This window comes from Mesorhizobium sp. M0960 (assembly GCF_040319055.1).
In the GTDB taxonomy this organism is placed as follows: Bacteria; Pseudomonadota; Alphaproteobacteria; order Rhizobiales; family Rhizobiaceae; genus Mesorhizobium.
Window position 1 is genome coordinate 99,580 of the sequence record NZ_JAMYNN010000017.1, and the last position, 19,016, is coordinate 118,595.

21 protein-coding genes are annotated in these 19,016 nt (G+C 62.2%); 11 read left to right on the top strand and 10 right to left on the bottom strand.

Annotation, left to right across the window (positions count from 1 at the left end):
* Positions 1-11 precede the first annotated feature (11 nt).
* The 3 genes from NKH63_RS24910 to NKH63_RS24920 are packed head-to-tail and all read left to right on the top strand — an operon-like array spanning position 12 to position 4,119.
* A complete protein-coding gene (locus tag NKH63_RS24910) occupies positions 12-1,901 on the top strand; it encodes an ABC transporter ATP-binding protein (RefSeq protein WP_352482081.1) in 1,890 nt (629 codons plus the stop codon).
* Positions 1,898-3,781, top strand: coding sequence for an ABC transporter ATP-binding protein (locus NKH63_RS24915; protein WP_352482083.1), 1,884 nt, complete (start codon positions 1,898-1,900; stop codon positions 3,779-3,781). The genes NKH63_RS24910 and NKH63_RS24915 overlap by 4 nt, the downstream gene beginning before the upstream one ends.
* 23 nt (positions 3,782-3,804) lie before the next feature.
* The gene (locus NKH63_RS24920; RefSeq protein WP_023719208.1) at positions 3,805-4,119 is read left to right on the top strand and encodes a DUF6665 family protein; all 315 of its coding nucleotides are present in this window, start codon (positions 3,805-3,807) and stop codon (positions 4,117-4,119) included.
* 27 nt (positions 4,120-4,146) lie between these two features.
* On the opposite strand, the gene NKH63_RS24925 is transcribed toward NKH63_RS24920, so the two are convergent.
* Positions 4,147-4,491: a cupin domain-containing protein gene (locus NKH63_RS24925; RefSeq protein ID WP_023719207.1), complete on the bottom strand. Its 345-nt coding sequence runs from the start codon at positions 4,489-4,491 to the stop codon at positions 4,147-4,149.
* A 280-nt stretch (positions 4,492-4,771) separates the two neighbouring features.
* Here NKH63_RS24925 and petA point away from each other — a divergent pair, with 280 nt between their 5' ends.
* The 4 genes from petA to NKH63_RS24945 all read left to right on the top strand — a co-directional run bounded on the left by petA (position 4,772) and on the right by NKH63_RS24945 (position 8,371).
* On the top strand, positions 4,772-5,332 hold the full coding sequence (gene petA, locus NKH63_RS24930; RefSeq protein WP_023719206.1) for a ubiquinol-cytochrome c reductase iron-sulfur subunit: 561 nt from the start codon (positions 4,772-4,774) through the stop codon (positions 5,330-5,332).
* 16 nt (positions 5,333-5,348) lie between these two features.
* The gene (locus tag NKH63_RS24935) at positions 5,349-6,650 is read left to right on the top strand and encodes a cytochrome b (protein ID WP_352482084.1); all 1,302 of its coding nucleotides are present in this window, start codon (positions 5,349-5,351) and stop codon (positions 6,648-6,650) included.
* 88 nt (positions 6,651-6,738) lie between these two features.
* Positions 6,739-7,611, top strand: a complete 873-nt coding sequence (locus NKH63_RS24940) for a cytochrome c1 (RefSeq protein WP_023719204.1) — start codon at positions 6,739-6,741, stop codon at positions 7,609-7,611.
* 214 nt (positions 7,612-7,825) lie between these two features.
* Entirely contained in the window at positions 7,826-8,371 is a 546-nt protein-coding gene (locus tag NKH63_RS24945; protein WP_023719203.1) for an adenine phosphoribosyltransferase, read from the top strand.
* A 43-nt stretch (positions 8,372-8,414) separates the two neighbouring features.
* Here the strand turns inward: NKH63_RS24945 and NKH63_RS24950 are convergent, their stop codons facing one another.
* The 8 genes from NKH63_RS24950 to NKH63_RS24985 form a co-directional block, all read right to left on the bottom strand.
* Positions 8,415-8,885, bottom strand: a complete 471-nt coding sequence (locus tag NKH63_RS24950; protein ID WP_352482085.1) for a MaoC family dehydratase — start codon at positions 8,883-8,885, stop codon at positions 8,415-8,417.
* Complete coding sequence (locus tag NKH63_RS24955) at positions 8,882-9,343, bottom strand: MaoC family dehydratase (RefSeq protein WP_352482086.1); 462 nt, start codon at positions 9,341-9,343, stop codon at positions 8,882-8,884. The genes NKH63_RS24950 and NKH63_RS24955 overlap by 4 nt, the downstream gene beginning before the upstream one ends.
* A gap of 135 nt (positions 9,344-9,478) precedes the next feature.
* Complete coding sequence (corA, locus tag NKH63_RS24960; protein WP_023719200.1) at positions 9,479-10,453, bottom strand: magnesium/cobalt transporter CorA; 975 nt, start codon at positions 10,451-10,453, stop codon at positions 9,479-9,481.
* A gap of 214 nt (positions 10,454-10,667) precedes the next feature.
* Complete coding sequence (gene ychF, locus NKH63_RS24965) at positions 10,668-11,771, bottom strand: redox-regulated ATPase YchF (RefSeq protein WP_352919012.1); 1,104 nt, start codon at positions 11,769-11,771, stop codon at positions 10,668-10,670.
* A gap of 77 nt (positions 11,772-11,848) precedes the next feature.
* Positions 11,849-12,412, bottom strand: a complete 564-nt coding sequence (locus tag NKH63_RS24970; protein WP_352482088.1) for a hypothetical protein — start codon at positions 12,410-12,412, stop codon at positions 11,849-11,851.
* Between the two features lie 3 nt (positions 12,413-12,415).
* A complete protein-coding gene (gene pth, locus NKH63_RS24975; protein ID WP_023719197.1) occupies positions 12,416-13,141 on the bottom strand; it encodes an aminoacyl-tRNA hydrolase in 726 nt (241 codons plus the stop codon).
* 23 nt (positions 13,142-13,164) lie between these two features.
* Positions 13,165-13,809: a 50S ribosomal protein L25/general stress protein Ctc gene (locus tag NKH63_RS24980; protein ID WP_023719196.1), complete on the bottom strand. Its 645-nt coding sequence runs from the start codon at positions 13,807-13,809 to the stop codon at positions 13,165-13,167.
* Between the two features lie 254 nt (positions 13,810-14,063).
* Positions 14,064-14,558 carry a DUF2938 domain-containing protein gene (locus NKH63_RS24985; protein ID WP_023719195.1) on the bottom strand — a complete coding sequence of 165 codons (495 nt, stop codon included), beginning with the start codon at positions 14,556-14,558 and terminating at the stop codon, positions 14,064-14,066.
* A gap of 94 nt (positions 14,559-14,652) precedes the next feature.
* Here NKH63_RS24985 and NKH63_RS24990 point away from each other — a divergent pair, with 94 nt between their 5' ends.
* Positions 14,653-15,330 (top strand): ArsR/SmtB family transcription factor, encoded by a 678-nt coding sequence (locus NKH63_RS24990; protein WP_023719194.1) that lies wholly within the window; start codon positions 14,653-14,655, stop codon positions 15,328-15,330.
* A gap of 114 nt (positions 15,331-15,444) precedes the next feature.
* On the opposite strand, the gene NKH63_RS24995 is transcribed toward NKH63_RS24990, so the two are convergent.
* Positions 15,445-16,686 (bottom strand): MFS transporter, encoded by a 1,242-nt coding sequence (locus NKH63_RS24995; protein WP_352482090.1) that lies wholly within the window; start codon positions 16,684-16,686, stop codon positions 15,445-15,447.
* Between the two features lie 129 nt (positions 16,687-16,815).
* On the opposite strand from NKH63_RS24995, the gene NKH63_RS25000 reads away from it, so the two are divergent.
* The 3 genes from NKH63_RS25000 to NKH63_RS25010 all read left to right on the top strand — a co-directional run.
* A complete protein-coding gene (locus NKH63_RS25000) occupies positions 16,816-17,697 on the top strand; it encodes an AraC family transcriptional regulator (protein ID WP_023719192.1) in 882 nt (293 codons plus the stop codon).
* A 231-nt stretch (positions 17,698-17,928) separates the two neighbouring features.
* Complete coding sequence (locus NKH63_RS25005; protein ID WP_352482092.1) at positions 17,929-18,123, top strand: hypothetical protein; 195 nt, start codon at positions 17,929-17,931, stop codon at positions 18,121-18,123.
* Between the two features lie 24 nt (positions 18,124-18,147).
* On the top strand, positions 18,148-19,016 hold an 869-nt coding region (locus NKH63_RS25010), incomplete at its 3' end, for an IS256 family transposase (protein ID WP_352596375.1).

Consider the following 19,016-nt stretch of genomic DNA (forward strand, 5'->3'; position numbering starts at 1 on the left):
TGAGCATCACTATGTTTAGCTGGTTTGAAAAAAGACTCGATCCGTTTCCGGCTGCGGAACCGGTCGAGCCGCCGAGGACGCTGATCGCCTTCTGCGTGCATTATACGCGCGGCGCGTGGCCCTACATCGCTCTCGATGCGGTGCTGGTGACGGCCATCGCGCTGGCTGAGGTGTGGATGTTCGGCTTCATGGGCCGGATTGTCGACTGGCTGTCGGCGCAGAATCGCGAGACGTTCCTGCAGACCGAAGGCTTGAAGCTGGCCGGCATGGCCTTCATCGTGGTTTTCGCGCTGCCGGCGACGGTCTGGTTCCATTCGCTCCTCAACCAGCAGACGCTGATGGGCAACTATCCGATGCGTATCCGCTGGCAGGTGCATCGCTATCTGCTCAAGCAGTCGATGAGCTTCTATCAGGACGAGTTCGCCGGACGCATCGCGACCAAGCTGATGCAGACTGCGCTCGCGGTGCGCGAATGCGTCATCAAGCTCATCGACGTGCTCAATTATATCGTCGTCTATTTTCTCGGCATGCTGTTCATCGTCGGCTCGGCAGACTGGCGGCTGGCGGCGCCGCTTGCCGTCTGGCTTGCCGGCTATGTCCTGCTCTTGCGCTATTTTATCCCGCGGCTGGGCAAGGTCGGTGAGGAGCAGGCCAATGCGCGCTCGACCATGACCGGCCGTGTCGTCGACAGCTACTCCAACATCCAGACGGTCAAGCTGTTCTCGCATGCGCGGCGCGAAGCGTCCTTCGCCCGGGAAGGCATGGCCGGCTTTCTCGATACCGTCTATCGGTCGATGCGGCTGGTGACGCAGCTCTACGGCCTGCTCTACATCCTGAATTCGCTGCTGTTGTTTTCGGTCACGGCGATCTCGCTGTGGCTGTGGCTCGGCCAGGCCGTGACGATCGGCGCCGTCGCCCTAGTCATCGGCCTCGTGCTTCGGCTGTGGGGCATGTCGCAATGGATCATGTGGGAGATGTCCACGCTGTTCGAGAATATCGGCACGGTGCAAGACGGCATCAGCTCGATCTCGCTGCCCCGCCTCGTCGAAGACAGGCCTGGGGCCAAGGATATTGCCGTGACCAAGGGCGAGATCCGTTTTGAGGACATCCGCTTCCACTACGGCAAGCAGAAGGGCGTGATCGAAAGCCTGTCGCTGACGGTGAAGCCGGGCGAGAAGGTCGGCATCGTCGGCCGTTCGGGTGCCGGCAAGTCGACGCTGGTCAATCTTCTGTTGCGCTTCTACGACCTTGAAAGCGGCAAGATCCTGATCGACGGCCAGGACATCGCGGCGGTGACGCAGGACTCGCTGCGCGCCCAGATCGGCATGGTCACGCAGGACACCTCGCTGCTGCATCGTTCGGTGCGCGAGAACATCCTCTATGGCCGGCCGGACGCCAGTGACGAGATGCTGGTCGAGGCGGCACGCCGCGCCGAAGCGCTTGATTTCATATCAGGGCTTTCGGACGCCGGTGGCCGCAAGAATTTCGACGCGCATGTCGGCGATCGCGGCGTCAAATTGTCCGGCGGCCAGCGGCAACGCATTGCCATTGCCCGCGTTATGCTGAAGGACGCGCCGATCCTCATTCTCGACGAGGCGACGTCCGCGCTCGATTCCGAGGCCGAGGCGGCCATCCAGGAGAACCTCTACAAACTGATGCAAGGCAAGACCGTCATCGCCATCGCGCACCGGCTGTCGACGATCGCCGCCATGGACCGGCTCGTCGTCATGGACAAGGGCCGCGTCATCGAAGAAGGTTCGCATGAGGAACTCGTTGCCAGCGGCGGGCTCTACGCCCAGCTCTGGCAGCGCCAGTCGGGCGGCTTCCTGCTCGACGACGGCCCCTCTGCCAACGATGCAGCCGCCAACGATGCACTCGCCAAGGGTGAAGCCGCCGAATGATGACTGCCATCTACCGCTGGTTCGAGAACTGGGTCTATCCGTTCCGGGAGCCCGCGGACCTTCGGCCACCTGCCGGCGTCAGGGGTTTCCTCTGGCACTATGTCGGGCAGGCGAAGATCGCTTTCTTCGCCATGCTGGTGATCGGCGGCATCGCGCCGTTGGTCGAGGCCGGACTGTTCTACTTCGTCGGGCGGCTGGTCGACATCCTCGACCAGCTTCCTGGCGAACGTAGCTGGCATGCCTTGTGGACTGCCGCCGGCCCCGAACTTGTCTTCATGATCGCCGTGGTGCTGGTCATCCGCACCATCGTCGTCGGCCTGTCGGCGCTGGTCGACGAGCAGACGATCACGCCGGGTTTCTATAATCTGGTGCGCTGGCAGGCGCATCGCCATGTGTCGCGCCAGTCCTACGCCTTCTTCCAGAACGATTTTGCCGGACGTATCGCGACCAAGGTCTGGCAGGCGGGGCAGGCGACCGGCGATCTGATGGAAAGCTTCATCGAGGTCGTCTGGTTCATGGTCGTCTATACGGTGACGACGCTGGCGCTGGTCGCCGGGCTCGATCTCAGGCTGGCGGTGCTGGTGGTGATCTGGATCTCAGCCTTCGGCCTGCTGGCCAGACGCTATTTGCCGGCGATCCGCAAGCATGCCGAGGCCACCGCCGAAGCCGGCTCGATGATCACCGGCCGCATCGTCGATTCCTATTCGAACGTGCAGACGCTGAAGCTGTTCTCGCCCGATGGCGACGACCGCTATATCAGGAACGGCTTCGACATCTATCTCGACGCGCTGCGCCCGTTCACCCGCCGGCTGACCGGCGTGCGCATGGCGCTAACCATGCTGTCGGGGATCATGATCACGGCGATCGCCTGCTTTGCCGTCTATCTCTGGGTCGAAGGCTCGATCACCGTCGGCGCCGTCGCCTTCACGCTGTCCTTGGTGCTGCGGCTGAACATGCTGCTCGGCCGGCTGATGATGCAGCTCAACAGTATTTTGCGGAACCTCGGCGTGCTGGAAAACTCGAAGGCGCTGATCTCGAAGCCGCTCGGCCTGACCGATGCGCCCGACGCGAAAGAGCTTCTCGTTGGCGGTGGGCGCATCGACGTCAGAAACGTCGAGTTCCATTACGGCAAGGGGTCCGGCGTGCTCAACGGCATCGACCTCGTGGTGCGGCCGGGTGAAAAGGTCGGACTGGTCGGGCCGTCCGGCGCAGGCAAGACGACGCTGGTCAACCTGATCCTGCGCCTCTACGACCTCGAGAGCGGCAAGATCACCATTGACGGGCAGGACGTCTCCAGGGTCACGCAGAATTCGCTGCGCGCTAATATCGGCGTCGTCAGCCAGGATACGGCACTTTTCCACCGTTCCTTGCGCGACAACATCAAGCTCGGCATGTCGGAAGCAACCGACGCCGAGGTGATCGCGGCAGCGGAGAAGGCCGAGGCGCAGGAGTTCATCCTCGGCCTGCGCGACAGTCGCGATCGTACTGGCTATGAAGCCTTTGTCGGCGAGCGCGGCGTCAAGCTCTCGGGCGGCCAGCGCCAGCGCGTGGCGATCGCCCGCGTCTTCCTCAAGGACGCACCGATCCTGGTGCTCGATGAGGCGACCTCGGCGCTCGATTCCGACATCGAGGCGGCAATCCAGGAGAATCTGGCAAGGCTGATGGAAGGCAAGACAGTCATCGCCATCGCGCACCGGCTGTCGACCATCGCGGCACTCGACCGGCTGGTGGTGCTCGACGAGGGCCGCATCGTCGAACAAGGCACGCATGACGAACTGGTTGCGCTCGACGGGCTCTATGCACGGCTGTGGAAACGGCAGTCCGGCGGCTTCCTGTTCAACGAAGAGAGCGCGTTGGCCGAGACCCGGCCGGCGGAGTAGTTTTCCATAAACCGGAGTGAGCCATGGCGGTGAGAATGCCATCGAATTTCGGACGGTCCGGCGCGCAGGAGAGCGCGTTGGATCTGCTTGGCCACGAAATCCTCGGCGAAAAGGCGGCAGCGCTCGGCCGCGCCGGCCGGCGCGTCGAGGAAACACTGACGAGGCTGCGCGAGAATGGCGACAGCGACGATCGAGCCCAGCTGCTCAAGGACGCAGCCGAAGCGGTGCACGGCTATTTCATCCAGCGCGAACTCTGCGGCCTGCGCAAGCACGACGCGGTGATCCGGGAATACAATATTCCCAAGGCCGTGCTGGCCAGGCTCGGCGCCAGCGTATGATCCGAACCGGAATCGGTTTGGGAGGCGTTATTCCAGCCACTCGGTGATGAAGCTGCCGTTCTCGTGTATGTCGGTGGTTTCCAGCGGGCCTGGCCCGAGATTGGTGAATTTGTGTGGCGTGTCCGGCGGTACGATCAGGATCTGGCCGGATGTGGCCTCGATCTGCCGGTCGCCGACGGTGAACAGGCCGGTCCCGGTCCGGATGATAAAAATCTCGCAATAGGGATGGCTGTGCAGCCTGGGGCCGCCGCCGATCTCAGGCAGGTAGTTGAAGATCAGGCAGCTGTTGGAGCCGTAGGCGCCGCACTGCAACTCGCCCTGCCAGTGGTCGGGCGCTTCGGCCCATTTGTCGCGGTCTATAACATGCGCCATAGGGCGAGGATAAACCGCGCCAGCGCCCGCTATCGAGGCGAACGCAGTCGTTTGGTTTTCCTGCGATTTTCCAATCATTCCATCGGGCAAATTACGTCCCCGCGACAATCTGCCCTTGTGCCTTCACCCGTCTGGACAAAAACAGGCTTCACGCATAAACCCAAGTCCCAAATGCCGGAGGAATTCGCTAGCCTGTTCGCCATGCGCTGTCGGGCCGGCGCGATTGAGCGGGAACAAGGCTCGGCCGCCGGCATGGAAGAGGCGAAAGGATCAGGCACCCGTGAGCGCAACCGACACCCAGGATCCCAACCGTCGTGATTTTCTCTACGTCGCCACCGGCATGGCCGCGGTGGTCGGCGCGGGCGCCGTCGCTTGGCCGTTCATCGATCAGATGCGTCCGGATGCCTCGACGCTGGCCCTTGCCTCGGTTGAGGTCGACGTCTCTTCGCTGACGCCAGGAATGTCGCTCGTTGTGAAGTGGCGGGGCAAGCCGGTGGTCGTGCGCAACCGCACTGAGCAAGAGATGAAGGACGGCGAGGCGGTCAATCTCGCCGAGCTCAAGGATCCAATTGCCCGCAACGCCAATTTGCCGGCCGACGCGCCGGCGACCGACGCCAACCGCACCACGCCGGGCAAGGAAGCGTGGATGGTGATGGTCCAGGTCTGCACCCATCTCGGCTGCATCCCGCTCGGCCAGGAAGGCGATTTCGGCGGCTGGTTCTGCCCGTGCCACGGTTCCGTATACGACACCGCTGGCCGCATCCGGAAGGGGCCGGCACCCGAGAACATGGCGGTACCGGTGTTCCAGTTTATTTCCGACACCAAGATCCGTATCGGCTGAGGCAAGGGATATTTCGATGAGCGAGGGACACTCGACCTATACGCCCAAGACCGGCATCGGACGCTGGTTCGATTCGCGCATGCCCCTGCCGCGGCTGGTCTATGACAGCTTCATCGCCTATCCGGTGCCGCGCAATTTGAATTATGCCTGGACCTTCGGCGGCATCCTCGCGCTCATGCTGGCGGCGCAGATCCTGACGGGTATCGTGCTGGCCATGCACTACGCGGCCGACAGCACTCTCGCCTTCGATTCGGTCGAGAAGATCATGCGCGACGTGAATTCGGGCTGGCTGCTGCGCTACCTGCATTCGAACGGCGCGTCGTTCTTCTTCGTCGCCGTCTACATCCATATTTTCCGTGGCCTCTACTACGGCTCCTACAAGGCGCCGCGCGAGCTGCTGTGGATCCTCGGCTGCATCATCTACCTGCTGATGATGGCGACCGGGTTCATGGGCTATGTGCTGCCCTGGGGCCAGATGAGCTTCTGGGGCGCCACCGTCATCACCGGCTTCTTCACCGCCATACCGCTGGTTGGCGACTGGATCCAGCAGCTTCTCCTTGGCGGCTTCGCGGTCGACAATCCGACGCTGAACCGCTTCTTTGCGCTGCATTACCTGCTGCCGTTCATGATCGCCGGCGTCGTCGTGCTGCATATCTGGGCGCTTCATGTCGTTGGCCAGAACAATCCGACCGGCATCGAGGTCAAATCGAAGACCGACACGCTCGCCTTCACGCCTTACGCGACCATCAAGGACGGGTTCGGCATGATCGTGTTCCTGTTCTTCTTCGCCTATTTCGTCTTCTACCTGCCGAACTATCTCGGCCATCCGGACAATTACACCGTGGCCAACCCGCTGAAGACGCCGGCCCACATCGTGCCGGAATGGTACTTCCTGCCGTTCTACGCGATCCTGCGCGCCATCACCTTCAATATCGGGCCCATCAACTCCAAACTCGGCGGCGTGCTCTGCATGTTCGGCGCGATTGTAATGCTGTTCCTGGTGCCGTGGCTCGACACCTCGAAGGTGCGCTCGGCTGTCTACCGGCCCTGGTACAAGCTGTTCTTCTGGCTGTTCATGGCCGACGCCATCCTGCTCGGCTGGCTGGGCTCGCAGCCGGCCGAGGGCAGCTATGTGTTCATGGCGCAGATGGCGACGCTGTTCTACTTCGCCTTCTTCCTGGTAGCGCTGCCGGTGCTTGGACTGATCGAGACGCCGCGGCGGCTGCCGAATTCGATCACCGAGGCGGTGCTCGAGAAGAACAAGGGTGGCGGTGGACATCCTGCCGGCGCCACGGCCGCGCCGGAAACCAAAGGCTGACATGATCCCGAAAAGTGGAAACCGGTTTTCGGACAAGATCATGCTCGGGACGATGACCGCGCGTCAGAGAATCTCAAGGGGATATGGCATGAAGAAGATTCTCGCCTCGTTGGCGCTGCTTGGCCTTGTGGCCGCGGGCATTGGGGCCACAGGCACTGGAGCGAGCGCCCAGGAAGAGGCGCACAATGAGGCGGCGCCGACGCATTTCCCGATTGACGAACCGAAGGAAATGGACTGGAGCTTCGCCGGGCCATTCGGCACCTACGACAAGGCCCAGCTGCAGCGCGGGCTCAAGGTCTACAAGGAAGTCTGCTCGGCCTGCCATTCGATGAATTTGGTGGCGTTCCGTACGCTGGAAGGCCTTGGCTATTCGGATGCGCAGATCAAGACGCTGGCGGCCGAATATACGATCCATGACGGCCCGAACGATGCCGGCGACATGTTCGATCGTCCCGGCAAGCCGTCCGACCATTTTCCGCCGCCGTTCCCCAACGAGGAAGCGGCGGCGGCGGCCAATGGCGGTGCAGCACCGCCCGACATGTCGCTGCTGGCCAAGGCGCGCGGCGTCGAGCGCGGCTTCCCGCGCTTCGTGTTCGACATCTTTACGCAATATGCCCAGGGCGGCCCCGACTACATCCACTCGCTGCTGACCGGGTACGACCAACAGCCGCCGGCGGGCATGGTCATACCAGAAGGCACGCACTACAATCCGTACTTCCTGTCCGGCGTGTCGCTGAAGATGCCGAAGCCGCTCTCCGACGGCCAGGTTACCTATGATGACGGGGCGCCGCAGACGGTCGACCAGTATTCTCGCGACGTGTCGGCCTTCCTGATGTGGGCGGCAGAACCGCACCTCGAGGACCGCAAGAAGACCGGCTTTCGCGTACTGGTCTTCCTGCTGCTGTTCGGCGCACTGGTCTACCTGACCAAGCGCAAGGTGTGGGCCGGCGTGGCGCACTGAGCCCTACGATATAAGAGAATGCGAGGGCGTCGAAAGGCGCCCTTTTCATTGCAGGCATGTCGATTCATCGCAGCCGGCGCTGAACAAGGCCCTTTGCCGGACAATTTTCCGTCAGGCGTCACATGGCGGTAGCCGGACTTGGCTGCACCGGGTTACGATTGGCCAATTCCTTTCACGTCTTTAGCCGAATCTGAATGGCCCGGAGAGCCGCTTGATGAAGTCCTCGCTCGAAGAGACGCTGCTTGCCGCGATCCGCACCATTCCGGATTATCCCAAGCCGGGCATCCTGTTTCGCGACATCACCACGCTGCTCGGCAATGCGCGGGCCTTCCGCCGCGCGATCGACGAACTGGTGCACCCCTATGCCGGCCTGAAGATCGACAAGATCGCCGGCATCGAGGCGCGCGGCTTCATCCTCGGCGGCGCCATCGCCCACCAGCTCTCAGCCGGCTTCGTGCCGATCCGCAAGAAGGGCAAGTTGCCTTACGAGACGGTGCGCGTCGCCTACAGCCTGGAATACGGGCTGGACGAGATGGAGATGCACAAGGACGGTGTTTCTCCGGGCGAGAAGGTAATCCTCGTCGACGATTTGATCGCCACCGGCGGCACGGCGGAGGCGGCCGTCAAGCTATTGCGGCAGATCGGCGCCGACATTCTCGCCGCCTGCTTCGTCATCGACCTGCCGGACCTTGGCGGCCGCGAGAGGTTAGAGGGGCTCGGCGTGCCGGTGAGGACGCTGATCGGGTTTGAGGGGCATTGAGCGTTTCTTCCTTCTCCCCCGTGGCAGAAGGGAAGAATTCCGCTCACCCCACCTTCACCAGCACGGCACTTTCGAATTCGATGACTTTGTCGCCCGTCGAATCGAAGGCCTCTGAGCGGAGCGTCAGCAGCCGCCAGCCCGGTCGCGAGGAAATGGGGCGGTGGGCCAGCGCCGTGCGGGTGAAAGTCACGGTTTCCCCGGCATAGACAGGTTTGGGCCATTTGAGGTTCTTGAAGCCGGGCGAGGGGCCGAATTCCGGCACCGGCCCGGGGCCGGGCCAGCGGGCGACCTCTGCCTCTATGCCAGCCTGGAGGTTCAATTTCATCCAGGTGGCGGCGGTGTGCCAGCCCGAGGCACAGAGCCCGCCGAATATGCTGTTCCTCGCCGCCTCTTCATCGATGTGGAAAACTTGCGGATCGTATTTGCGGGCGAACGCCTTGATCGCCTCCGGTTCGAATCGATGCGAACCGAGCGTGACGGTGATACCGATGCAGAAGAATTCGTCGAGGCTCACGCACTGCCCTCGCGGGTGAGGAACATGACGGTGTTTTCGAGCTCGAAAACACCTTCGCCGCGCTGGTTGAACAACTCGCTGCGCATGGTCACCAGGCCAAGCCGGGGCTTCGATCTAGACAGGCGCTTGGCAAGGACGGTGGTGCTGCCGCTCAACAGGTCGCCGGCCAGGACCGGCCGTTTCCATTTGACCTGGTCGACGCCTGGCGCGCCCTGGGAGGTCGAGTCGAGCAGGAAGGCATCGCACAGCATGCGCATGAACATGGCGCAGGTGTGCCAACCCGAAGCCGCCAGCCCGCCGAGGATGCTGGCCTTACCCGCAGCCTCGTCGAGATGCATCGCCTGGGCATCGAACTCGCCGGCGAATTCTATGATTTCGGCGGCGCTTACCAGCTTGGTGCCGAGGTCGAGCGAAGCGCCCTCGACAAAATCCTCATAAGCCCAGGTCTTTGCGGTCATGGTCTGGAAATCCTGTTCAGGATTGTACGATCGCTGCGGGTCGGGGTCCCGGATGCAGGCAGCGCGGCATTTGGTCAAGCAATTTCTAGTGCGCCAGCCTGCGGCGCCCAAGCCGCAGCGGAGGTATTGATGACCCTACAGCCAGCCGCGGCGGCGGAAATACCAGAAGGGCAGGATTGCCGAAAGCACCATCATGCCGATGGCGAAGGGATAACCAAAGTGCCATTTGAGCTCGGGGATGATGTCGAAATTCATGCCGTAGATTGAAGCGACAAGCGTCGGCGGCAGGAAGATGACAGCGGCGACGGAGAAGATCTTGATGATGGCGTTCTGCTCGATCGAGATCATGCCGAGCGTCGCGTCGAGCAGGAAGCTGATCTTCTGCGACAGGAACGTGGCGTGGTCGGCGAGCGACAGCACATCGCGCGACAAGGTCTTGATGCGGGCGCGGGTATCCTTGCTCATCCTGGTCTGCGTGGAGGCATGGGCGAGGAAGCCGGCAAGGCGCTGCAGCGAGATCAGGCTGTCGCGGACCGAGGAGGCGAGATCCTCCTTGCGGCCAATGCCTTTCAACAGCTCCTGGAAGTCGCGGTTGCGCTTGGAAACCTTGGTCGAGCGTGCCTCGAAGATGTCGCGCGAGATCGCCTCGACGTCGCGGCCGGCGCGCTCCAGAATGTCGGCGAGGCGGTCGACGATCGCCTCCAGTAGTCCGATCAGGATGGTGTCGCCGCTGGTGCAACCGGTCGCCACCTTCTCGGCGCGCTGCGGAAAGGTCTTAAACGCCTTCGGTTCGTGGTACCGCACGGTGATCAGCCTGCTGCCGGCGAGCACGAAGGTAACCGGCGACATCAACGGATCGTCCACCTCGGTCTGCGCAGGCAGAATGGCGGTCATGAAGTAGGCGCCGTCCTCGACGTAGAGACGGCTCGAGATCTCGATCTCTTCCATCTCTTCGCGGGTCGGAACGGCGATGCCGAGCCAGGTCTCAATTGTCGTCTCTTCTTCCTTTGTCGGGTTGAAGAGGTCGACCCAGACCACAGTGTCGCTGTTCTGCAGGAGATCGTCGACCAGGCGCAGGCGATCATTGTCGACGACGAAGGCCTTGATCATCGCCGGGTCTCCCTTGCTGTTGCCAAAGAGCGTTCGTTGGAGGGGCGCGTCAGTCAGATCGCACGGACACGGGCAGGTGAGGCGCGAGGCCGGTGCAAAGGCCCCTTAGACCCCGCACGACGGCCCGTCAAGCAGCGCAAGAGGCACTGCGACCCCTGCTTTGAAGTTTGGCATCGAGCGGCGGCAATGGTGGCCGCTGGGCTCCCTCGCCTGGTCAGGTGTTGAACTTGAACAGCATGATGTCGCCGTCCTGGACGACATACTCCTTGCCTTCGTCGCGCGCCTTGCCAGCATCCTTAGCCGCCACTTCGCCGCCCAGCCTGACGAAGTCGTCATAGGCGATGGTCTGGGCGCGGATGAAGCCGCGCTCGAAATCGGTGTGGATAACGCCTGCCGCCTGCGGCGCCCTGGCGCCCTTGTTCACGGTCCAGGCGCGTGTCTCCTTCGGCCCGACGGTAAAGTAGGTGATGAGCTGCAGCAGCTCGTAGCCGGCGCGGATGACCTTGTTCAAGCCGGGTTCGTCCAGGCCGAGCGTTGCCAGGAATTCCATTTCCTCTTCGTCCGAGAGCTGGGCGACCTCGGCCTCGATCGCCGCCGAAATCACAACGGTGCGGGCACCTTGCGCGGCCGCCATCTGCTCGACCGCCCTGGTATGGGCGTTGCCGATGGCGGCATCGGCTTCGGCGACGTTGCACACGTAAAGCACCGGGTGCGACGTCAAAAGGTTCAGTCCCTGCAGGATGCGCAGATCCTCAGCCGAGATGCCGTTGAGCAGGATGCGGGCGGGCTTGCCGGCCTGCAGTAGTTCAAGCGCCGCTTCCATCATGGGAAGTACGGTCGCTGCCTCCTTGTCCTTGCCGGCGGCACGCTTGCGGATCTGCACGATGCGGCGCTCGAGGCTGTCGAGGTCGGCAAGCATCAATTCGGTTTCGACGGTCTCGGCATCGGCGACAGGATCGATGCGGCCCTCGACATGGGTGATGTCGTCATCCTCGAAACAGCGCAGCACATGGACGATGGCGTCGACCTCGCGGATGTTGGCGAGGAACTGGTTGCCCAGCCCTTCACCCTTCGAGGCGCCGCGCACCAGGCCGGCAATGTCGACGAACGAGATGCGCGTCGGGATGATCTCCTTCGACTTGCCGATCGCGGCGATCTTCTGCAGGCGCGGGTCGGGCACCGCCACCTCGCCGGTGTTCGGCTCGATGGTGCAGAACGGATAATTGGCGGCCTGTGCCGCCGCCGTCCTGGTCAACGCATTGAAGAGCGTCGACTTGCCGACATTGGGCAAGCCAACGATGCCGCATTTGAAACCCATTTTTGTCTGGTCCTATCGGGAAATCGAAATTTGATCAGGGCTATGGGCGAAAGCGCCGACGATCGTCAAGGCGCAATTCAATTCAGACGCTGCGCGATGTCATCGGTGCCTATCGCCAACGCGTGAACGCCGGACCTGCTCAGTATTTGCAGAAGATGCCAGAACGCGTCGACATCCGCGGTTCCGAAATCGATCGTCAGTTGCCCCTCGAGCAATTGCGCACTGTGAATGATGCTTCCTACGGTCTCCGATGTTTCACGCTCGCCATCGATATCGAACCAGCCGCGAAACCATTCGTCGAAGAGATCGCCGTCAAGCTCATTTACGGGGAATTTGAAATGAACCTCGTCCCACTTGAACGGTGAGATGAGGACATCCATTCCACCGATCCCGGCATGAATATCCGGAGAGAATTTCACATAGGTATCGCTATTGATGAACTGCGGATTTGGCTGTCCGTCATTGCCGACGAAATCAACCGCGATGAGATTTCGATAGAAGGAATCGACGTTCGAAAACTTGACCTCGGTCGCATGCGATCCTTGGCCGTTGCGAGCAAGTTCGCCGGCAGCGGCGACGAAATAATCAACATACTTCTGCCTTACGCGGCGAACCAATTGCTGGACGTCATCCATATTCATGGCTCAGTCCTTGCCGCCAAAAAGCTTCTTCAGCATCGCCGCCATCGGGCCGGTTTTGGGCAGCTTGGCCGCCGGTTGCTGCGGCCGTGCCTGACGGACGTGGCTTTGTGCCTTTGGCGCCTTGGGTGGCGGGCGGTCGTCGTCGTCCGTCGGCGTGAGCTTGTCGCGCAGCGCCAGCGTCACGCGATTCATGAACGAATTGTCGTCGCCCTTGGCAAGCAATCCGGCACCATCGGCGATTGCGTCGAGCAGCACGTCCAGCCATTCGCGGTCGGCCTTGGCGAAATCGCCGAGCACATGGCCATGCACCATTTCCTTGACGCCGGGGTGGCCGACGCCGATGCGCACACGGCGAAAATCCTTGCCGACGTGCTGGTCGAGCGAGCGGATACCGTTGTGGCCGCCGGAGCCGCCACCGACCTTGACCCGCACCTTGCCGGCGGCAAGGTCGATCTCGTCATAAAAGACAGTCAGCGCCGAAGGGCCGAGCTTATAGAAGCGCAAGGCTTCGCCGACCGATTGGCCGGACAGGTTCATGAAGGTCTGCGGCTTGATCAGGATCACCTTGTCGCCGGCAAGCGTGCCTTCGGCGATCAGCCCCTGGAATTTCTTCGACCAGGGCGAAAAGGAATGGCGGCGGGCGATCGCGTCCGCCGCCATGAAGCCGACATTGTGCCGGTTGTTGGCGTATTTCGCGCCCGGATTGCCGAGGCCTGCAAAGACAAGCATCGTCGCCTCCGGGCGGGAAGGGGTTACTTCTCTTCGGCGGCAGGAGCCGCTTCGGGCGCAGCCGCTTCAGTCGTCTCTTCTACGGCCTCCGGCTTCATCGCCGAGGAGCCGGCAATGGTCGCGATGGTGAAGTCACGGTCGGAGATCACCGGCTTGACGCCGGCCGGCAAGGTGACGGCCGAAATGTGGATCGAATCGCCAATATCGGTGCCGGTGAGATCGATGGTGATGAAATCCGGGATCGCATTGGCCGGGCAGTGGAATTCGACCTCGTGGCGCACGATGTTGAGCACGCCGCCGCGCTTGATGCCGGGCGACTTGTCTTCATTGATGAAGTGCACGGGCACGTCGACATTGACTTCGGTGTCCTTGCCGATGCGCAGGAAATCGACATGGACCGGGAAATCCTTGACCGGGTCGAGCTGGAAGTCCTTGGGCAGAACCTGGATCTTGTTGCCGTCGACATCGATCGTGGCGACCGTGGTCAGAAACCCGCCGCCATGGATCTTGTAGTAGATGTCCTTATAGGTCAGCGCAATCGCCAGGGGAGGCTGCTTGTCGCCGTAAATCACTGCAGGCACTTTACCGTTGCGGCGAACTGCACGGGCGGACCCCTTACCGACCTGTTCGCGCGCTTCGGCCTTGAGCTCGTAAGTATCGTGGCTCATGGCATTTCCTTTCGCGTTGTTCTGGAGCGTTCGCGGCCGGCAACGTGCCGGGGCCGTAAACGTCGAAAGCCGACATAGCTAACGCATGACCTGGTCCGAAAACCGGAATCCACTTTTCGGGATCATGCGGGAAGGCGGCCTTCCGCCGCGTTGCCTCCAAGGGTGTCTACGCGGGTGGCGGCTCTATAGCGGAAGGCGGCGCGAGGTGCAAGCGGGGCGGAAGGTGCCCAGGGACGGACCGTGTCCCATCAATGTCAGGCCGGAAACGGCAGTGCCGAAAGCAATGCTGCAATGTACAGTCCGACGCCAAAGGACAGATGGGTCATAAGGCTGCGCAGGCGCGCAGTGCGCGGATTGGGAACTTTCGAAGCCGCGATGCCGATCCCAAAAGCCGGTTGCATCACGAAGAACGGGGCGACGATGGTGCAGACGCCGACCAACAGGGCCGGAAGCACTGTCGGGTGCCGTGCCCAGTCGAGGCTCCACACTCCAATCAGCGCCGCGGCAAATACGATGCCGGTCGCGTAATGTGCGCTCCATCCAATGGCGGTTTCGCCGCGAACGCGAGCAGCTTGCGCGATATTCGCGTGCGCGAAACGGCCACGCGGAAAGTGTCCGATCCAGCGGCCGACCCAGGCGTAATCAAGCGATGGAATCGCGAGCATTCGCTTCAGAAACCATCCCCAAAGGTCCATCAGGGCTGTCGCGCCGATACCAATGACGGCCGCACGGACAACGAACTCCAACATTTTTGCTCTCCTGTTTCACCCGTCAGACATTAACCAATTAGAATCAATCATTCAACATATTGATTGATTGATTGATTAATGCTAGCCAAGTCATATGAAAAGGACGGACGTTCACCACCCGATCTTCGACGAAGTAGCGGATCTCGCCCGCACCTTGGGGCATGCCCACCGGCTGGTTCTGTTGCGTCACATTGCCGATGGCGAACTGGCCGTCGAGCAGCTGACGCAGCTTTCGGGGATCGCATTGGCGAATACGTCGCAGCATCTTCAACATCTCAAGCGAGCGGGCCTGGTGCAGACCCGGCGAGACGGAAAACGCGTTCTGTACCGGCTTGCAGATGGCCCAATCGAAAACGTGTTCGCGGCGCTGCGAAGCCTTGCAAACCATAGACGCGAGCAGATCCGTGAGTTTATCAACGACAGCATTAGCCAGCCGGACAGGCTGGAAAACATCTCGCGCGAGGAACTCGTGCGCCGCATGCGAAACGACGAAGTCGTGCTGCTCGATGTCAGGCCGCAGAACGAATTCGCGACGGGGCATTTGCCGGGTGCGATCAACATTCCCGCTGATGAGCTGGAGCAGCGGCTTGCGGAGCTTCCACGAGAGAAGGTCGTTGTCGCCTATTGTCGTGGGGTCCAGTGCGTTCTGTCGGCCGACGCTTTGGCAATCCTGAGGGCACGAGGCTGGGCCTCGCGCCGGTTCGAAGGCGGCTTGCCCGAGTGGGCAGCTGCAGGCCTGGGTGTAGAGGGAACGAACTACGAAAGCGGCTGACGGCCGCCAAATCAGCGTCGCCGGGCCTGGCCCAAATAACCGCAGCGGGCGATGGCACGGCGGCTGGACGGGCGCGTCGGAAGAGGGGATTCGCTTAGAAACCGAACCCGGGCTTCATCCGACCGTGGTCACCTTCCTCGCTTCCTTCATGTTAGGCAGAAAAACCGTCAGCAGCCCGAGTAGCGGCAAATACGAGCAGACCTGGAAGACGAAATCGATGCCTTTCATGTCGGCGACGACGCCAAGCACGGCGGCCGCGATGCCGCCCATGCCGAAGGCGAAGCCGAAAAAGATGCCGGCGATCATGCCGACCCGGCCGGGCACGAGTTCCTGCGCGAAGACGACGATGTTCGAGAAGGCCGAGGACAGGATCAGGCCAATCAGCACGGTGAGAACCATCGTCCACTCGAAATTGGCATAGGGCAGGGCCAGGGTGAAGGGCAGCACGCCGACGATCGAGAACCAGATCATCGCCTTCTGCCCGTAGCGGTCGCCGAACGGGCCGCCGAGCAGGATGCCCAGGGCCGAGGCGCCGAGGAACAGGAACAGCATGACTTGCGACATCTGGACTGAAACGCCGAATTTATGGATGGAATAGAAGGTATAATAGCTGGCAAGGCTGGAAATATAGGCGTTCTTGGTCAGTACCAGCAGCGTCAGCACCAGCAGCGCTCCCATCACCTTGCGGCGCGGGAAGGGCGAGACGAAGCCTGCCGCCTTGCGGGTGCTCTGCGCGGCACGCAGGCGGCTGTACCAGCCGCCGACCTGCCACAGCACGATGATGCCGATCAGCGAGCCGCCGGCGAACCAGGCGATGCTGGTCTGGCCGAAGGGCACGACGATGAAGGCTGCCAGCAGCGGCCCCATGGCCTGGCCGAAATTGCCGCCGACCTGGAACAGCGACTGTGCCAGGCCGAACCTGCCACCAGAGGCGAAGCGCGCGATGCGCGAGGATTCCGGGTGGAAGATCGCCGAGCCAATGCCAATCAGCGAGGCGCCGATGAGGAGCAGCGAGTAATGTCCAGCATAGGCCAGCACGACCAGGCCGATCAACGAAGAGGCCATGCCGTAGGGCAGCGAATACGGCATCGGCCGCTTGTCGGTAATCATGCCGATCACCGGCTGCAGCAAGGATGCCGTCACCTGGAAGGTGAAAGTCAAAAGGCCGATCTGCCAGAAATCGAGACCGTAATTGTCCTTCAGCAGCGGATAGATCGCCGACAGCAGCGACTGCATGATGTCGTTGATGCAATGGCAGAAGCTCACCGCCAGGATGACGGTGAAGGCCGTCGCCTGAGCTGAAATGTGGCTGGCCGCTGCCGGCTTGGCGTCGGCGGTTGCTGTGGTATCGGTCAAGGCAGGCTCCGTGGTCTTTTTGGCGGGCGCTCCCGCAGGCGGTCTTATGGGCCGGCTGCCTTATACGTTGCTTGTCACGCGACTTCTTTCGTGGTTTGGTCCAATAGTTTCGCAAGTGGGCCATAGCTGATGCCGCATGGCAGGGAAATGTTCAGAGCGGGCGATACCGATCTTGGGCTGTTGCATGAGCGTCGCTGGCAATGGCTGGAGCAGGCCGTCGGGCCGGCGGTGGCGCTGCCGACCGAATATCCGGACGGCTATCACGTGCCGCGGCACCATCACAGCCGCAGCCAGTTGCTGCACGCGCTGGTCGGTGTCGTGCTGGTGACGACGCGGCATGGGCGCTGGATGGTGCCCCCCGACCACGCGATGTGGATCCCAGCCGGCACCGAACACTCGGTTGAGATGCTGGGCGACGTCAGCATGCGCTCCGTCTATGTGATGCCGGAGGCCATTCCCGGCCTGCCGGACGGGTTGCGCGTCGTCGGCATCACCGACCTGATGCACAGCCTGATCGTGGAATCGGAAAAGCTGCCGCAGGGCGCCGAGCTGGAGGGGCGGGGCGGGCTGATCATGAAGCTCCTGCTGCACGAAATCCCGAACCTGCCGCAACGGCCACTCGGACTGCCGTTCCCGTCCGACGCAAGGCTGGCAGCGCTGTGCCGGCGCTTCGTCTCGGCACCGTCACCGCACGCGACGATCGATGAATGGGCCGCTATCGTCGGCATGAGCCGCCGCTCTTTCACCCGCGCCTTTCATCGCCAGACCGGATTGTCGCTGTCGACTTGGCGCCAGCAGGCCTGTCTGTTCGCGGCGCTGCCACGGCTGGCCGACGGTGAGCCGATCACAAGGGTGGCGCTCGATCTCGGCTATGACAGCGTGCCGGCGTTCATCACCATGTTCAAGCGCATGCTGGGAGCCTCGCCACGCGGTTACATGCGCGGCGCCCGTGATGCTGGTGAAGGTGTGCGGCGAATAAGCGGTCCGGCTCGGCCTGAGTCGCAGCCCTAAAGCGCGTCGCGTTCGACCGGTCTCGCTTGTCTTATGACATTCATTGCGAAGAGGCGAGAATGAACCGCTGGGAGAGAGTAGCAGCTCTCTCGTCAGCGGCGAAGGATGGATCGTCGACGCGCTGGCCATTTGAGGGCCGAGCTAAAGTTTGATCACCCTCGTCTTTTCCCGAAGGCCTGAACGGATACACGCAGTTTGAGCTGCGCATGACAAGCAGAGGCACGGCAAAAGATGACAGACATTACCATTGGCGTCGACATCTCGAAAGAGGCGCTGGACGCCTATCGCTTCCCAAGCGGCGAGAGCTGCCGCTTCGACAACACGGCCAAGGGCCACAAGGCGCTGATGCGCTGGATCGGCTCCGGGGTCACCCGGATCGTCTACGAGCCGACGGGACTGTCGGGAATTCTGTGCGCGAGGCCATGATGATGGAAAGGAGAGAATCATCGCATGGCTATTGAGAAGGAACTTCTGGACCAACTGCTTGCCGGCCGCGATCCGAATGAGGTGTTTGCCAAGGACGGATTGCTCGACGACCTGAAGAAGGCGCTTTCGGAACGGATTCTGAACGCTGAACTCGACGAGCACCTTGAGGACGAACGCACCGACGGCAGCGTCAATCGCCGCAACGGCCATTCGCGGAAGTCGGTGCTGACGGGCACGTCGAAGATGACGCTGTCGATCCCGCGCGACCGGGCCGGGACCTTCGATCCGAAGCTGATCGCCAAATACCAGCGCCGTTTTCCCGATTTCGATGACAAGATCATCTCCATGTACGCGCGCGGCATGACAGTGCGCGAGATCCGCGGCCATCTGGAGGAGCTCTACGGCATCGACGTGTCGCCGGACCTGATCTCGGCGGTTACCGATGCGGTCCTGGAGGAAGTGGCCGAGTGGCAGAACCGGCCGCTGGACGCGGTATATCCGCTCGTCTTCTTCGATGCCATACGGGTCAAGATCAGGGACGAGGGCTTCGTCAGGAACAAGGCCGTCTACATCGCGCTCGGCATCCTGCCGGACGGCACGAAGGAGATTCTCGGCATCTGGATCGAGCAGACCGAGGGCGCCAAGTTCTGGCTGCGCGTCATGAACGAGTTGAAGAGCCGTGGCGTCGCCGACGTCCTGATCGCCGTCGTCGACGGCCTCAAGGGCTTCCCCGAGGCGATCAACGCCGTCTTTCCCCAGACTGTCGTCCAGACCTGCATCGTGCACCTGATCCGTCATTCCCTGGAGTTCGTGTCCTGGAAGGACCGCAAGTCCGTCGTGCCGGCGCTGCGCGCGATCTACCGGGCCAAGGACGCCGAAGCCGGCATGAAGGC

Bases quoted from the DNA above. Each gene is read 5' to 3' on its own strand.
- NKH63_RS24935 (WP_352482084.1), top strand. From the start codon at position 5,349: ATGAGCGAGGGACACTCGACCTATACGCCCAAGACCGGCATCGGACGC.
- NKH63_RS24990 (WP_023719194.1), top strand. From the start codon at position 14,653: ATGAAAAGGACGGACGTTCACCACCCGATCTTCGACGAAGTAGCGGAT.
- NKH63_RS25000 (WP_023719192.1), top strand. From the start codon at position 16,816: ATGCCGCATGGCAGGGAAATGTTCAGAGCGGGCGATACCGATCTTGGG.
- NKH63_RS24915 (WP_352482083.1), top strand. From the start codon at position 1,898: ATGATGACTGCCATCTACCGCTGGTTCGAGAACTGGGTCTATCCGTTC.
- pth (WP_023719197.1), bottom strand. From the start codon at position 13,141: ATGCTTGTCTTTGCAGGCCTCGGCAATCCGGGCGCGAAATACGCCAAC.
- NKH63_RS24980 (WP_023719196.1), bottom strand. From the start codon at position 13,809: ATGAGCCACGATACTTACGAGCTCAAGGCCGAAGCGCGCGAACAGGTC.
- NKH63_RS24985 (WP_023719195.1), bottom strand. From the start codon at position 14,558: ATGTTGGAGTTCGTTGTCCGTGCGGCCGTCATTGGTATCGGCGCGACA.
- NKH63_RS24940 (WP_023719204.1), top strand. From the start codon at position 6,739: ATGAAGAAGATTCTCGCCTCGTTGGCGCTGCTTGGCCTTGTGGCCGCG.
- NKH63_RS24910 (WP_352482081.1), top strand. From the start codon at position 12: ATGTTTAGCTGGTTTGAAAAAAGACTCGATCCGTTTCCGGCTGCGGAA.
- NKH63_RS24925 (WP_023719207.1), bottom strand. From the start codon at position 4,491: ATGGCGCATGTTATAGACCGCGACAAATGGGCCGAAGCGCCCGACCAC.
- NKH63_RS24970 (WP_352482088.1), bottom strand. From the start codon at position 12,412: ATGAATATGGATGACGTCCAGCAATTGGTTCGCCGCGTAAGGCAGAAG.
- NKH63_RS24945 (WP_023719203.1), top strand. From the start codon at position 7,826: ATGAAGTCCTCGCTCGAAGAGACGCTGCTTGCCGCGATCCGCACCATT.
- NKH63_RS25005 (WP_352482092.1), top strand. From the start codon at position 17,929: ATGACAGACATTACCATTGGCGTCGACATCTCGAAAGAGGCGCTGGAC.
- ychF (WP_352919012.1), bottom strand. From the start codon at position 11,771: ATGGGTTTCAAATGCGGCATCGTTGGCTTGCCCAATGTCGGCAAGTCG.
- NKH63_RS24920 (WP_023719208.1), top strand. From the start codon at position 3,805: ATGGCGGTGAGAATGCCATCGAATTTCGGACGGTCCGGCGCGCAGGAG.
- NKH63_RS24955 (WP_352482086.1), bottom strand. From the start codon at position 9,343: ATGACCGCAAAGACCTGGGCTTATGAGGATTTTGTCGAGGGCGCTTCG.
- corA (WP_023719200.1), bottom strand. From the start codon at position 10,453: ATGATCAAGGCCTTCGTCGTCGACAATGATCGCCTGCGCCTGGTCGAC.